Consider the following 13,081-nt stretch of genomic DNA (forward strand, 5'->3'; position numbering starts at 1 on the left):
AGAGAAGGTCGGGCTCGCCCTCCGCGCGCCGGACGACATGGTCGTCCCAGACTTTCTCCGCGAGTGTCCTACCCATCGCTGTTCCCTCCGGCCGACGACGATCCGCCGACCCAACTAGAGATCTTGAGGAGGCGGTGCCCGTACCCCTGACTCCGGGCACACACCACCAGGCCCTTATGTCACGGGCCGTTGTGACTTCGTGATTCCAGGGTGGCGCGTTCCACGGAAATTTGAACTTGCGTTTCACAGAGTGAGACGCAAGTATCGTTTCATGGACAACAGTAGCGGCGTCGGCGTTCTGGACAAGGCGGCCCTCGTCCTGAGCGCTCTGGAGTCCGGTCCGGCCACCCTCGCGGGTCTGGTCGGTGCTACCGGACTGGCACGACCCACGGCCCACCGCCTGGCCGTGGCCCTGGAACACCACCGCATGGTGGCGCGCGACATGCAGGGCCGTTTCATTCTCGGCCCCCGTCTGGCAGAGCTTGCCGCGGCCGCGGGTGAGGACCGTCTCCTCGCCACCGCCGGCCCGGTGCTCACGCATCTTCGTGACATCACGGGCGAGAGCGCGCAGCTCTATCGCCGCCAGGGCGACATGCGTATCTGCGTCGCCGCGGCGGAGCGTCTGTCCGGACTGCGGGACACCGTCCCGGTCGGTTCGACGCTCACGATGAAGGCCGGCTCCTCGGCGCAGATCCTGATGGCCTGGGAGGAGCCGGAGCGGCTGCACCGCGGTCTGCAGGGGGCGCGCTTCACGGCGACGGCGCTGTCGGGTGTGCGCCGGCGGGGCTGGGCGCAGTCGATCGGTGAGCGGGAGCCCGGCGTCGCGTCCGTGTCCGCGCCGGTGCGGGGGCCGTCGAACCGTGTGGTTGCCGCGGTGTCCGTGTCCGGGCCGATCGAGCGGCTGACGCGGCACCCGGGGCGTATGCATGCGCAGGCTGTGATCGATGCGGCGGGACGTCTCTCCGAGGCGTTGCGGCGCACCGGCTGACCGACGGAGCGTTTCGGGGGAGGCCGGCCTCAACGCCGCGGCAGGCCTTTCCCGATCACGCACCATGGCACGGACGGTTTGATCGTCGCGTGCGGGCCGGTAGGGGTTGCTCGCTCAGTTCCCCGCGCCCCCAACAGAAGGCAAGCACGCATGAGGCCCCTCACCGAAGTGAGGGGCCTCATGTGATGTGTACCCCCGACCGGATTCGAACCGGCGCTACCGCCTTGAGAGGGCGGCGTGCTAGGCCGCTACACAACGGGGGCGTGGAGCCTGCGTTTCCGCAGGTCCGAGCTGGTCTACCTGGACTCGAACCAAGACTAACTGAACCAGAATCAGTCGTGCTGCCAATTACACCATAGACCAATGTGGTTTAGACCAGTCAGTACCCCCGACCGGATTCGAACCGGCGCTACCGCCTTGAGAGGGCGGCGTGCTAGGCCGCTACACAACGGGGGCCCTAGCAGTCCCGAGATGATCGTCGATCGCTCGGAACAGTACCCCCGACCGGATTCGAACCGGCGCTACTGCCTTGAGAGGGCAGCGTGCTAGGCCGCTACACAACGGGGGCGATGCAGATGAGCTCTGCGAGCTGGCCTACCTGGACTCGAACCAAGACTAACTGAACCAGAATCAGTCGTGCTGCCAATTACACCATAGGCCACTGGAACGCAAGCCCCGGAGGGTTCGTGTTCTAGTTGTGCGCCTGGGGTTCCGGCCTTCCGGCCCGCTCCCGCGGCGCAGGAAGAACATTACCCGAAGGTGGACGGGGCTCCAAAACGAGTATCCGAGCCCAGCAGGGACGGCAGTTCGGCGAGGGAGGCGATGCGGTGCGGCCCGACGGGCGGGTCGATCGTGGCGTACAGACCGCCTCGGTCGATCCACACCGACAGCAGTCCGGCGTCGGCGGCGCCCCGCCCGTCGATCTCCGGGTGGTCGCCGACGTAGGCGACCTGGTGCGGCGGCAGTCCGAGGAATTCGCAGGCCGCGAGGAACGCCCCGGCCTCCGGCTTGGAGATGCCGAGCTCGGCCGCGCACAGGATGGTCTCGAAGCGGTCGTGGACGCCGAGGGCGCGCAGTTTGCGGTCCTGGACGTGGAGGCTGGAGTTGGAGAGCACGGCGTGCCGGTGGCTGGCGGAGAGGGCGTCGAGGACGGGCAGGACGTCCGGGAAGAGGGCCCAGACCGCCTCGTAGTGCGTGACGTACCGCTGGAACCACGCGTCGGCCTCGGCGTCGGTGAGGTCCCGGTCCAGGAACACCCGTACGCGGTCGCGCCGCTGGTCCTGGAAGGTGGCCTCACCGGCCGAGAAGCGGGCCCATTGCAGGTGGGTGATCTCCCGCCATTGGTCGATGGCCTGCTCGACGCTGTCGTAGCGGTCGAGCAGACCCTCGGCCGTGAGGTGGGCGCGCATGCCGAGGCGGTCGGCGGTGGTGTAGTCGAAGAGGGTGTCGTCGACGTCCCAGACCACGGCTTGGATGCTCATGTTCCGACCGTACCCACCGCGGAATGCTCTCAGCCCAGGGTCATGGTGCCGGAGAGCGTGAGGTCCGGGCCCTGGCCGTCGCGGGGGTGGGCGGTGAGTTTCCAGGTGTACGCGCCGCCCGTGGCGCCGCCGCCGCTGTCGGTGGTGCCGTCCCAGGCGGGGCGTACGGCTGCTCCCGTGGAACTGCCGGTCAGCGTGCGGACGATCTTGCCGGAGGCGTTGGTGAGGGTCAGAGCCCAGGTGGAGGGCTTGTTCAGCTGCCAGACCGGTGTCCAGGGGAAGGATCTTCCGATCACGGAGGGCGAGTGGACCTGGGCCTCCATCTGCGCGAGAGGCGAGGTGGGGACGCCGCTGGGGACGATCGAGACCTCGCCGTACGTGCCGTTGAGGTAGGCGATGGGGCCGCCGAAGCGGTCGACGGCCCAGCGGCCGTTGCTGCCGCCGGTGTTCTGGTCCGTGGCGGGCAGTCTGACCAGGGTGCGGGTGGTGGCCGTGCCGGTGTGGAAGTCGGTGAGCAGCAGTTCGTGGGTGGTGCGGTTCTCGCGGAGCAGGAAGCCGTCGGCGAGGCGGGCCGGGCCGAGGTCGGCCGGGACCGTGATCTTGCGGTGGGTGGCCCGGTCGTAGACGCCGGCCGTGCTGCCGCAGGACCAGTACAGCCAGGTGTTGACGGCCTGGATGTCGGTGGGGGTGCAGGGGGCGCCGGTGGCGATGGTGGTGGTCGTGCCGGTCTTGAGGTTGCGGCCGGTGACCTGGCCCTGGGCGCCGCCCGGGGCCCACAGGGTCTGTCCCCACACCGCGGCGGCGGTGCGGTCGCGGGTGAGGGCGGTTTCGCCGGCGGTCGCGGCGCGCGGGAAGTCGATGATCCGCTGCTTGCCGGAGCCGCCGTTGTAGAGCACGTAGCGGCCGGTGCCGGCGCCGATACGGCCGGAGGAGTCGCCGTCCGTGGGTGCGCTGAGGACGGTGGCGGTGTCGAGGCCGACGGTGACGACGGATTCCTGTCCCGTCTCGCCGGTCCACAGGTGGCTGACCCTGCCGTCGCCGAGGGCCTCCAGCTGGGGGCAGGCGGCGTCGCCGGTGAGGCAGGTGGACGGGCTCAGTCCCGGGCTGCGGCGGGTCTGGGGGCCGTTGGGTCGGCCCGCCGCGTCCAGCTGGAAGCTGCTGTAGCGCAGCGAGGCGCCCGGCGTCGCTCCGTAGAGGAACACCTCGCCGCCGGCGACGGCCAGTCCCTGAACGCCGGTCGCCGCGGCGGGGACCTCGGCCACCTCGGCGGTGGTGAGGCCGCCGCTGCCGTCGGGGGTGATGCGGTGGATGTTCCAGTCGAGGCTGGAGGGGCCCGCGGTGGCCAGGGCGCCGCCGTCCAGAGTCGGGCCGATGCCGCCGAACGACGAGGGGAGCACGGTGCCGGTGACGCCGGTGAGGAGGGAGCGGGCGGTCAGCGCGGCCTCGGTACCGCCCGTGACGAACATCGGGTTGCCGAGCAGGAGCTGGTCGCCCACGACCGCTTCGAGCTGGGCGTCGGTCCTGGTGAGGGCGGTGGGCTCGGTGCCGGGTCCGGCGTCCACCCGGATCGCCTTGAAGTCGGCGACGAGCCAGCGGTCGTTGAAGGCGAGCTGCGGGGTCGCGGTGTCGCCGGTGACGTAGGTGCGGAACGCCCCGTCGGAGAGGTCGACCAGGCCCACGGACGTCCTGCCGTCCAGCGCGTAGACGATCGCGAGGCGGGCGACCGAGCCGCCGGTGCGGTAGAGGACGGGCCGGGCGCCCGCGGGGAAGCCGGTGACCGGGGTGTCCACGGTGAGGGTGCCGTCGACGGTGCGCAGCACGTGCAGGGCGCCGGTGCCGTCCATGGTCAGCACGCTCCAGCCGGCGGCGGCCCGGTAGGCCTGGCCGGAGGGGATCGTGACGGTGGCGGTGACGCCTGTGGAGCGGTGCTTCTGCAGCACCCTCTGGCCGTCGCGGGTGTTCACGACGTCGGTGCCGGTGGCCAGGTCGTCCGGGCCGGCGTGGGCGGGCGGGACCGCGCCCGGGTAGTCCACCGTGGTGACCGAGGTGGACCCCGGGCGGTACTGGAAGCCGGACGCCCCGGCCCAGGGGTAGTCGACGGTCACGCGCTTCTCGGTGGCCAGCCGCACCGTGCCGGCCGGCTCGTCGGCTGCGGGCGCCGCCTGCGCGGGTGCGGCCGGCACGGTGCAGGACAGGGCCACCACCCCGCCGACTGCCGCGCGGACGAGTCTTCGTGCACGGATCATGCTCTCTCCCCCTGTGTATCTGGGCGCACACACGCACCGTGCGCACAGAGGGCATCCAACGTCCCCTCCAGAGACGGGAGTTGGCCGGAAGGGTGAACTCCGGGTGACGGCTGGGCGGACACGGCGAGGGCGGCGCCCGAACCGGACGCCGCCCTCGCGGTGTGATGCCGTGCGCTTACGCGGTGAGCTTCGCCAGCGCCGCGTCGATCCGGGCCAGGGTGGTCTCCTTGCCCAGGACCTCCAGGGACTCGAACAGCGGCAGACCGACCGTGCGGCCGGTGACGGCTACGCGGACGGGGGCCTGGGCCTTGCCGAGCTTGAGGCCGTGGGCCTCACCGGCGGCCAGGACGGCCTCCTTCAGCGACTCGGCGGAGGTCCAGTCGGCGGCCTCCAGCTTCTCGCGGGCCGTGCGCAGCAGGGCGTCCGAGCCCTCCTTCATCGCCTTGGCCCAGGAGGCCTCGTCCTCGGCCGGCTCGTCCAGGAACAGGAAGTCGACGTTGTCGGTGATCTCGGAGAGGACCTTGAGGCGGGTCTGCGCGTGCGGCGCGATGGCCTGCCACTTCGCCTCGTCGAAGGCCTCCGGGGCCCAGGGGGCGAACGGCGCCTGGAGCCAGGGGCGGCAGCGCTCGGTGAAGTCCTTCACGTCCAGCAGGCGGATGTGGTCGCCGTTGATGGCCTCGCACTTCTTCAGGTCGAAGCGGGCCGGGTTGGGCTGCACGTCGGAGATCTCGAACGCCGCGATCATCTCGGCGATCGAGAAGACGTCCTGGTCGGCCGAGAGGGACCAGCCGAGCAGGGAGAGGTAGTTGAGCAGTCCCTCGGGGAGGAAGCCGCGCTCCCGGTAGAGGTTGAGGGAGGACTGCGGGTCACGCTTGGAGAGCTTCTTGTTGCCCTCGCCCATCACGTACGGCAGGTGTCCGAAGGACGGGATCTCCTTGGCGACGCCCAGCTCGATCAGCGCCTTGTACAGGGCGATCTGGCGCGGGGTGGAGGAGAGCAGGTCCTCGCCGCGCAGGACGTGGGTGATCTCCATCAAGGCGTCGTCGACCGGGTTGACCAGCGTGTACAGCGGGGCGCCGTTGGCTCGGACGATGCCGTAGTCCGGGACGTTCTCCGGGGTGAACGTCAGCTCGCCGCGGACCAGGTCGGTGAAGGTGATCGTCTCGTCGGGCATCCGGAAGCGGACGATCGGCTCACGGCCCTGGGCCTGGTACTCCTCGACCTGGGCGGCGGTCAGCTCGCGGCAGTGGCCGTCGTAGCCGGAGGGCTTGCCGGCGGCGCGGGCGGCCTCGCGGCGGGTGTCCAGCTCGTCCTGGGAGCAGTAGCAGCGGTAGGCGTGACCGGCGTCGAGCAGCTTCTGCGCGACCTCCTTGTAGAGGTCCATGCGCTGCGACTGGCGGTACGGCGCGTGCGGGCCGCCGACCTCGGGGCCCTCGTCCCAGTCGAAGCCCAGCCAGCGCATCGAGTCGAGCAGCTGGGTGTACGACTCCTCGGAGTCGCGGGCCGCGTCGGTGTCCTCGATGCGGAACACCAGGGTGCCCTGGTGGTGCTTGGCGAACGCCCAGTTGAACAGGGCGGTGCGGACCAGGCCCACGTGGGGGTTACCGGTGGGCGAGGGGCAGAAACGGACGCGTACGGGGGAGCCGGGTGCGCTAGCCACGCTTGACAACCTTGTTGGTGAGAGTGCCGATGCCTTCGATGGTGACGGCGACCTCGTCGCCGACGTTCAGGGGGCCGACCCCAGCCGGGGTGCCCGTGAGGATCACATCGCCGGGAAGCAGCGTCATGGCCTCGGAGATGTTGACGATCAGGTCCTCGACGGAGTGGATCATCTCGCTGGTGCGGCCCAGCTGACGCTGCTGGCCGTTGACGGTGAGCTGGATGGTGAGGTCGCTCGCGTCCAGGTCCGTCTCCACCCAGGGGCCGAGCGGGCAGGAGCTGTCGAAGCCCTTGGCCCGGGCCCACTGCTTCTCGCGCCGCTGCACGTCGCGGGCGGTGATGTCGTTGGCGCAGGTGTAGCCGAAGATCACGTCCTTGACGCGCTCGCGCGGGACCTCGCGGCACATCCGGCCGATCACCACGGCCAGCTCGGCCTCGTGGTGCACCTCCTCGGAGAAGGAGGGGTACTGGATCTCGTCGCCGGGGCCGATCACGGAGGTGGACGGCTTGAAGAAGGCGAAGGGGGCGTCGGGGACCTCGTTGCCCAGCTCCTTCGCGTGCTCGGCGTAGTTGCGGCCGAAGGCGACGACCTTGTTGGGGAGCACCGGCGGCAGCAGCCTGACCTTGCTCACGGGCACCTTGGTGCCGGAGAGCTCGAAGTCCGCGAACGGGATGCCCTTGATGATGTCCAGGACGAGTTCGTCCTGCTTGTCGCCCTCGATGGCGCCGAAGGCGACGTTCCCGTCGATGGAGAACCTGGCGATGCGCACGGGATGCTTGGCCCCTTGACTGAACGGCTGGAGTCTGACGGTCCAGGCTAACGCGGGGAGGTGTCCCCGCCCCGCGCATTATGAAGGGGCGCCCCGTCGCGGGGGGCGCCCCTGGAGAATCCGTGTCCCGCCGCCGTGAGCATCCGGCGGCCGGCACGCGTACTTGCTGGTGTCACTCCGCGGCCGCGACGGCCGCGACGGGGATCTCCATGAGGACGGTGCGCTTGGGGTTTGCGGTCTGGGCCGGCAGGTCGACGGGGTGCTCCGGCTGCTCCGGCGTCTGCAGTTCGTCGGCGTCTTCCAGGTGTGCCAGCGTCGTGCGTCGCGGGTTGGCGATCTTGTGGAACATCGTCGTCGTCTTCACTGTTTACTTGACCCTGTCCTGTGGAGGGCGCCGGGCGAGGTGTGAACCCCCGTACGGGCGCGGGTTGTCGGTTGTGCCATCGATGTAAAGCGTCAGGCTAAACATCCGATTCCCCGGCCCGGCCGCGCAGGGGGCATGATCAGCGTGTGAGTTTCCTCACGAATCAGAGGGCGAAACGGTCAATCCGGACTCACACCCCACCCCAACGAAACGGACATTGGCTTACTGAAGCCATCATTCCGCTCCTGATCATGGCGACTGGGACACCTGGCCCGACTCGTCGACTCGCGGGATTACGCCCGAAATGGGCGAACTCGCTTTCTACGACCGGTGATCCGGCACTCACGTGGTGTCACCTACATCACGGCTCGGCCTACGGGCCTTGTTGGAGATCCTGTGCTGTGCTGGAATCTCACGGACCGCCGCAGGATCGAGCCGGCGCACAGGGGGCGCACAGACGCGCCGAGCGGCGGTGAGAAGGGGGAGCCAGCGCCGGTCACTCACGACCACCACGGGGGCGTTTTTCAGGGCGTCCCCAGAACGCCGACACCGTGCCCCGCCGTTCAGGCGACGGGGTGCCTGGTCCAGAGGTTGCGACGCTAGTGCAGGGACGTTTCAAGAGGGATGGCAGCGCTTCGGCGGAGCCGGAGCCGCACGGCGGGACTGGCCCCATGAATGGCGGCTCCTCGCCCCAGCACGCCCAGAACCAGGGCCCTGCCGGTGACGGCGGCGAGCGCTCCGGGCCGACCGCTTCCGGTTCCACCGGCCCGTCCAAGGGTCTGAAGCCGCCGACGGGTCCCGTGGGCCCCGGTCCGCGAATAGCCCTGCGGAACTGGCGCATCTCCACCCGCCTGGTGTCGCTGCTCGCGCTCCCGGTGGTCGCCGCCACGTCGCTGGGCGCGCTGCGCATCAACGACTCCATGGACAACATCCAGCAGCTGGACAACATGAAGCTGCTGACGGACCTGACCAAGCAGGCCACCGAGCTGTCGGCCGCGCTCCAGGAGGAGCGCGACCAGTCGGCCGGCCCGCTCGCGCACGGCGGCAAGGCCACGGACTTCACGGTCAAGGGACTTCGCGAGAAGACCGACCGGGCGATGAAGAACTTCCTCGACAGTTCCGAGGAGATCGACAGCAGCAGCAAGGACGGCAACCTCAAGGGCGTCCGCGAGTACCTCGTGCAGCTCGCCGGCGAGCTGGGCGACCTGGAGCAGATCCGCAAGGGCGCCTACGCCTCCGAGGACAACTCCACGCAGACGATCGAGGCGTACCACCGTCTGATCGAGAACCTGATCGACCTCTCCCAGGACATGGCCGAGGCGACCAGCAACCCGGACATGATCCAGCGCACGCGTGCGCTCGCGGCGTTCTCCTCCGCCAAGGAGTACTCCTCGATCCAGCGCGCGGCCCTCGCGGCGGCACTGCCCGCGAGCAACACCACGACCGGCAAGCTCTCGCCCAACGACCGGCTCTACGCCGAGTCCGCCCTGGAGAGCCAGAACTCCGAGATCCGCAGCTTCAAGAGCATCTACGGCGAGGACTCCGCCGCCGAGCTGCTCAAGCCGATCGAGGACGGCGGCAACTCGACGATCAAGGCGACCGACACCTACGCGGGTCGCGCCCTGGTCTCCGCGAGCGGTCTCGCCCAGCAGGACAAGCGGTCCTACCGCGACTGGCTGGACGACAGCTCCACCAAGATCCAGCAGATGAAGAACATCGAGCACACGCTGCTCGAGGAGATGGAGCAGAAGGCCCGCGAGCTGCGCAGCGCCACCGAGCGCGACGCGATCATCTCCGGTGCCCTGATCCTGATCGTGCTCGGTGTGTCGCTGGTCGGCGCCTTCGTCGTGGCGCGGTCCATGATCCGTTCGCTGCGCCGCCTGGAGGACACCGCGACCAAGGTCGCCTCCGACCGTCTGCCCGAGCTGGTCAAGCAGCTGTCCGAGTCCGACCCGCAGGACGTCGACACGTCCGTGGAGTCGGTCGGTGTGCACTCCCGGGACGAGATCGGCCGAGTGGCCGCGGCCTTCGACGACGTGCACCGCGAGGCGGTCCGCCTCGCCGCCGAGCAGGCCCTGCTGCGGGGCAACGTCAACGCGATGTTCACCAACCTCTCGCGCCGCTCCCAGGGTCTGATCCAGCGCCAGCTGTCGCTGATCTCCGAGCTGGAGTCCCGCGAGGCCGACCCGGACCAGCTGTCCTCGCTGTTCAAGCTCGACCACCTCGCGACGCGTATGCGCCGTAACGGTGAGAACCTCCTCGTCCTCGCGGGTGAGGAGCCCGGCCGCCGCTGGACCCGTCCGGTGCCGCTGGTCGACGTGCTCCGCGCCGCCGCGTCCGAGGTGGAGCAGTACGAGCGCATCGAGCTGGCCTCGGTGCCGACCACCGAAGTGGCCGGCCGCGTGGTCAACGACCTCGTGCACCTGCTCGCCGAGCTGCTGGAGAACGCGACGTCGTTCTCCTCGCCGCAGACCAAGGTCAAGGTCACCGGTCACGCGCTGCCCGACGGCCGTGTGCTGATCGAGATCCACGACACCGGTATCGGCCTGTCGCCGGAAGACCTGGCGGCGATCAACGAGCGGCTCGCCTCTCCCCCGACGGTGGACGTCTCCGTCTCCCGCCGCATGGGTCTGTTCGTGGTCGGCCGGCTGTCCCAGCGGCACGGCATCCGCATCCAGCTGCGCCCGTCCGACTCCGGTGGTACGACCGCGCTGGTCATGCTGCCCGTCGACGTCGCCCAGGGCGGCCGGAAGCCCCAGCCCAAGCAGCCCGGTCAGCCGCCGGTCGGTGGCGGCGGTCCCGCCGCCGCGCAGGCCGCCGCCGGTGCGGCCGCGGCCCGGCGTGCCGCCGGTGCCGGCCAGGGCGCCGGTGCCCTCGGGGCCGGCGCGTCCGGCGGTGCCTTCGGTGGCGGTGCTCTCGGGGCCGGTGCGTCCGGCGGTGGCCGGCTCGGTCCCGGTCAGAGCCCGCGGGCCGCACTGCCCGGGCGTGACGCGGACGGTGGCCGTCCGGGAGCGCCGGGCGGTGCGCGCGGACCGCAGGGTCCCGGCCCGTCGTCGTTCGAGCAGGGTGGCCCCTCGCAGGGCCGTCCCGCTCAGGGCGGTGCCGGTGCGTTCGGTCAGCAGGCGCCGGGCGCCCCGCAGGGCCAGCAGGCTCCGGGTGCCCCGCAGGGCCAGCAGGCTCCGGGTGCCCCGCAGGGTCTGCAGGCCGCGGGCACCAACGGGCCGCAGGGCCAGGACGCCTTCGGCGGGGGCCGAAGCCGGAAGAAGCAGGGCAACGCCGAGCAGGGCAAGGGCCGCAGGCCGCAGCTGCCGCCGCGCGGTGGTCCGCGGGCCGAGCTGCCCGGCGGTGACGCCCAGCCGCGCGTGCCGAGCTGGAGCGACGAGAACGCCCAGCCGCCGGTGCCGCGCGCCTCGCTGGACGCCCCGCGCGGCCACGAGGAGCCCGACGTCTCCCGCACCTCGTCCCTCCCGCGCGTCGACGACCGGCAGGGCCCGGGCGCGACGACCGAGATGCCGGCCGTGCCGCGTGACAACGACCGGCAGGGCCTCGGCTCGCCGGCCGACTTCGGCGCCGCTCAGCAGGCGGACCCGTTCGGCCCCGGCGCGAACGCTTCGCAGGGCCAGGGTTCGTTCGTCCGCCCGGACGTCTTCGGCACCCCGGGCGGCCGCCCGGACCCGTCGTCCACGTCGGGCCAGTACCCGGCGCAGCAGTCCTACGACAACGGCTCCACGGGTCAGTACCCGGCCCCGCAGTCCTACGACAACGGCTCGACCGGCCAGTACCCGGCGCCCCGCCAGGACGGCAACTCGACGGGCCAGTACCCGGCTCAGCGCCAGGACAACGGCTCGACCGGCCAGTACCCGGCTCAGCGCCAGGACAACGGCTCCACGGGCCAGTACCCGGCGCCCCGCCAGGACAACGGCTCCGGGCGGCCCACCCTCCCCGGTCCGGCCACGCAGGCCGACCCGGCGGGCACGGGCCAGTTCGAGCGGCCGCAGCCGAACGGTGGCCGGGGCCCGGCCGACTTCGGTGCCCCGCGTCCGCCCGCCCCGCAGACCCGCCCGGTCCGGCAGGAGCCCGAGGCCCTGCCGCCGGCGTCCGGTCCCGGCGACGGTCGTACGCCGCTGTACGACACGCTGGAGACCAACTGGTTCCACGGCCAGCAGGAGCAGCAGCCGCAGAACAACGGCTCCGCTCCGGCCGCCCCGCAGCAGCCGCAGGGACCCACCGGTCCGCAGCGGTCCGCCCCCGCCGGCTGGCGCACCTCGCCGAACGACGATCTCGTCCGCCAGGCCGAGCGAGTCCGCCAGCCCGCCGCGGGTGGTGTCACCACCTCCGGCCTGCCGCGCCGGGTGCCCCGGGCGAACCTCGTCCCGGGCACGGCTCAGCAGCAAACCCACCAGAGCGGTCCGCAGATCTCGCGTGCGCCCGATGACGTGCGCGGCCGGCTGACCAATCTCCGTCGGGGAATCGCACAGGGTCGTCAGGCCGGGTCCACCCAGACCGGCAGCCACCCACGGCCCACTCACCAGCAGGAGCGTTAGTTGAGTCCGATGAGCCAGGCGGCACAGAATCTCAACTGGTTGATCACCAACTTCGTGGACAACACCCCCGGGGTGTCCCACACCGTCGTCGTGTCCGCCGACGGTCTCCTCCTGGCGCTGTCCGAGGGCTTCCCGCGCGACCGCGCCGACCAGCTCGCGGCCGTCGCCTCGGGCCTGACGTCGCTGACGGCGGGCGCTTCCCGGATCTTCGAGGGCGGTGAGGTGGCGCAGACGGTCGTGGAGATGGAGCGAGGGTTCCTCTTCCTCATGTCCGTCTCGGACGGCTCGTCCCTCGCGGTCCTCGCCCACCCCGAGTGCGACATCGGCCTCGTCGGCTACGAGATGGCGCTCCTGGTCGACCGCGCGGGCGCGGTCCTCACCCCGGACCTGCGAGCTGAGCTCCAAGGCAGTCTGCTCCACTGATCGGCCCCGGCACCACCCGTCTCACCACATCACCGTCCGGCCGCCACACACCCCACACAGGCCCCGTCAGACGGCTTGCTGACCGACTTGCTGTCCCGCCCGGAGGACCCATGACCCCGCCCACCGCCTCTCATGATCCGTACGCGGAGCCGTACGAGGACGAGGGCGACCAGCCGCTGGTCCGGCCGTACGCCATGACCGGCGGCCGGACCCGGCCGCGCTACCAGCTGGCGATCGAGGCACTGATCAGTACGACCGCGGACCCCGCCGCGCTCATGGGGCTGCTCCCGGAGCATCAGCGGATCTGCCACCTGTGCCGTGAGGTGAAGTCGGTGGCCGAGGTCTCGGCGCTGCTCAACATGCCGCTGGGTGTGGCCCGGATCCTGGTCGCGGACCTCGCCGAGGCCGGTCTCGTCGCGATCCACCAGCCGGGCGGCGACGACGCCACCGGCGCACCGGACGTGACACTGCTCGAAAGGGTGCTCAGTGGACTTCGCAAGCTCTGACGCGGGTCGATCGACCACCTCCGCGAAGATAGTGGTGGCGGGCGGCTTCGGCGTGGGCAAGACCACGTTCGTGGGTGCCGTCTCGGAGATCAACCCGCTG

The 13,081-nt window shown here is 70.9% G+C and carries 9 protein-coding genes, 5 tRNA genes and 1 pseudogene; 5 read left to right on the forward strand and 10 right to left on the reverse strand.

Features of this window, described 5'->3' with window-relative positions; translation table 11 throughout:
• The first annotated feature begins 271 nt into the window (after positions 1-271).
• A complete protein-coding gene (gene ndgR / locus IE153_RS40475) occupies positions 272-988 on the forward strand; it encodes an IclR family transcriptional regulator NdgR (protein WP_003993203.1) in 717 nt (238 codons plus the stop codon).
• A 190-nt stretch (positions 989-1,178) separates the two neighbouring features.
• Here ndgR and IE153_RS40480 read toward each other — a convergent pair.
• From IE153_RS40480 to IE153_RS40525, 10 genes are all read right to left on the reverse strand, one after another.
• Positions 1,179-1,251: transfer RNA gene (locus IE153_RS40480), tRNA-Glu, on the reverse strand.
• Between the two features lie 28 nt (positions 1,252-1,279).
• A tRNA-Gln gene (locus IE153_RS40485) sits at positions 1,280-1,351 on the reverse strand.
• Between the two features lie 20 nt (positions 1,352-1,371).
• Positions 1,372-1,444: transfer RNA gene (locus tag IE153_RS40490), tRNA-Glu, on the reverse strand.
• 39 nt (positions 1,445-1,483) lie between these two features.
• Positions 1,484-1,556, reverse strand: a tRNA-Glu gene (locus tag IE153_RS40495).
• A gap of 21 nt (positions 1,557-1,577) precedes the next feature.
• A tRNA-Gln gene (locus IE153_RS40500) sits at positions 1,578-1,649 on the reverse strand.
• An 88-nt stretch (positions 1,650-1,737) separates the two neighbouring features.
• A complete protein-coding gene (locus IE153_RS40505) occupies positions 1,738-2,469 on the reverse strand; it encodes an HAD family hydrolase (RefSeq protein ID WP_189594675.1) in 732 nt (243 codons plus the stop codon).
• A 29-nt stretch (positions 2,470-2,498) separates the two neighbouring features.
• Positions 2,499-4,715 (reverse strand): FlgD immunoglobulin-like domain containing protein, encoded by a 2,217-nt coding sequence (locus IE153_RS40510; RefSeq protein WP_189594676.1) that lies wholly within the window; start codon positions 4,713-4,715, stop codon positions 2,499-2,501.
• Positions 4,716-4,890: 175 nt separating this feature from the next.
• Complete coding sequence (gltX, locus tag IE153_RS40515) at positions 4,891-6,375, reverse strand: glutamate--tRNA ligase (protein ID WP_189594677.1); 1,485 nt, start codon at positions 6,373-6,375, stop codon at positions 4,891-4,893.
• Positions 6,368-7,144, reverse strand: coding sequence for a fumarylacetoacetate hydrolase family protein (locus IE153_RS40520; RefSeq protein ID WP_031109874.1), 777 nt, complete (start codon positions 7,142-7,144; stop codon positions 6,368-6,370). Before IE153_RS40520 ends, gltX begins: the two co-directional genes overlap by 8 nt.
• A 172-nt stretch (positions 7,145-7,316) precedes the next feature.
• Complete coding sequence (locus IE153_RS40525; RefSeq protein WP_189594680.1) at positions 7,317-7,508, reverse strand: hypothetical protein; 192 nt, start codon at positions 7,506-7,508, stop codon at positions 7,317-7,319.
• Positions 7,509-8,110: 602 nt separating this feature from the next.
• On the opposite strand from IE153_RS40525, the gene IE153_RS40530 reads away from it, so the two are divergent.
• The 4 genes and pseudogenes from IE153_RS40530 to IE153_RS40545 all read left to right on the forward strand — a co-directional run.
• The gene (locus IE153_RS40530; RefSeq protein WP_189594678.1) at positions 8,111-12,052 is read left to right on the forward strand and encodes a sensor histidine kinase; all 3,942 of its coding nucleotides are present in this window, start codon (positions 8,111-8,113) and stop codon (positions 12,050-12,052) included.
• A gap of 9 nt (positions 12,053-12,061) precedes the next feature.
• A complete protein-coding gene (locus IE153_RS40535) occupies positions 12,062-12,475 on the forward strand; it encodes a roadblock/LC7 domain-containing protein (protein ID WP_031138073.1) in 414 nt (137 codons plus the stop codon).
• A gap of 110 nt (positions 12,476-12,585) precedes the next feature.
• On the forward strand, positions 12,586-12,981 hold the full coding sequence (locus IE153_RS40540; protein ID WP_030851927.1) for a DUF742 domain-containing protein: 396 nt from the start codon (positions 12,586-12,588) through the stop codon (positions 12,979-12,981).
• Positions 12,962-13,081 (forward strand): annotated as a pseudogene (locus tag IE153_RS40545) (ATP-binding protein); the annotation flags it as partial. The gene IE153_RS40540 and the pseudogene IE153_RS40545, both read left to right, overlap by 20 nt.

It is taken from the genome of Streptomyces massasporeus, assembly GCF_014648995.1.
Classification (GTDB): domain Bacteria; phylum Actinomycetota; class Actinomycetes; order Streptomycetales; family Streptomycetaceae; genus Streptomyces; species Streptomyces massasporeus.

Excerpts from the sequence above, each read along its gene's own strand:
- ndgR (WP_003993203.1), top strand. The coding sequence starts at position 272 with ATGGACAACAGTAGCGGCGTCGGCGTTCTGGACAAGGCGGCCCTCGTC.
- IE153_RS40510 (WP_189594676.1), bottom strand. The coding sequence starts at position 4,715 with ATGATCCGTGCACGAAGACTCGTCCGCGCGGCAGTCGGCGGGGTGGTG.
- IE153_RS40505 (WP_189594675.1), bottom strand. The coding sequence starts at position 2,469 with ATGAGCATCCAAGCCGTGGTCTGGGACGTCGACGACACCCTCTTCGAC.
- IE153_RS40535 (WP_031138073.1), top strand. The coding sequence starts at position 12,062 with ATGAGCCAGGCGGCACAGAATCTCAACTGGTTGATCACCAACTTCGTG.
- IE153_RS40540 (WP_030851927.1), top strand. The coding sequence starts at position 12,586 with ATGACCCCGCCCACCGCCTCTCATGATCCGTACGCGGAGCCGTACGAG.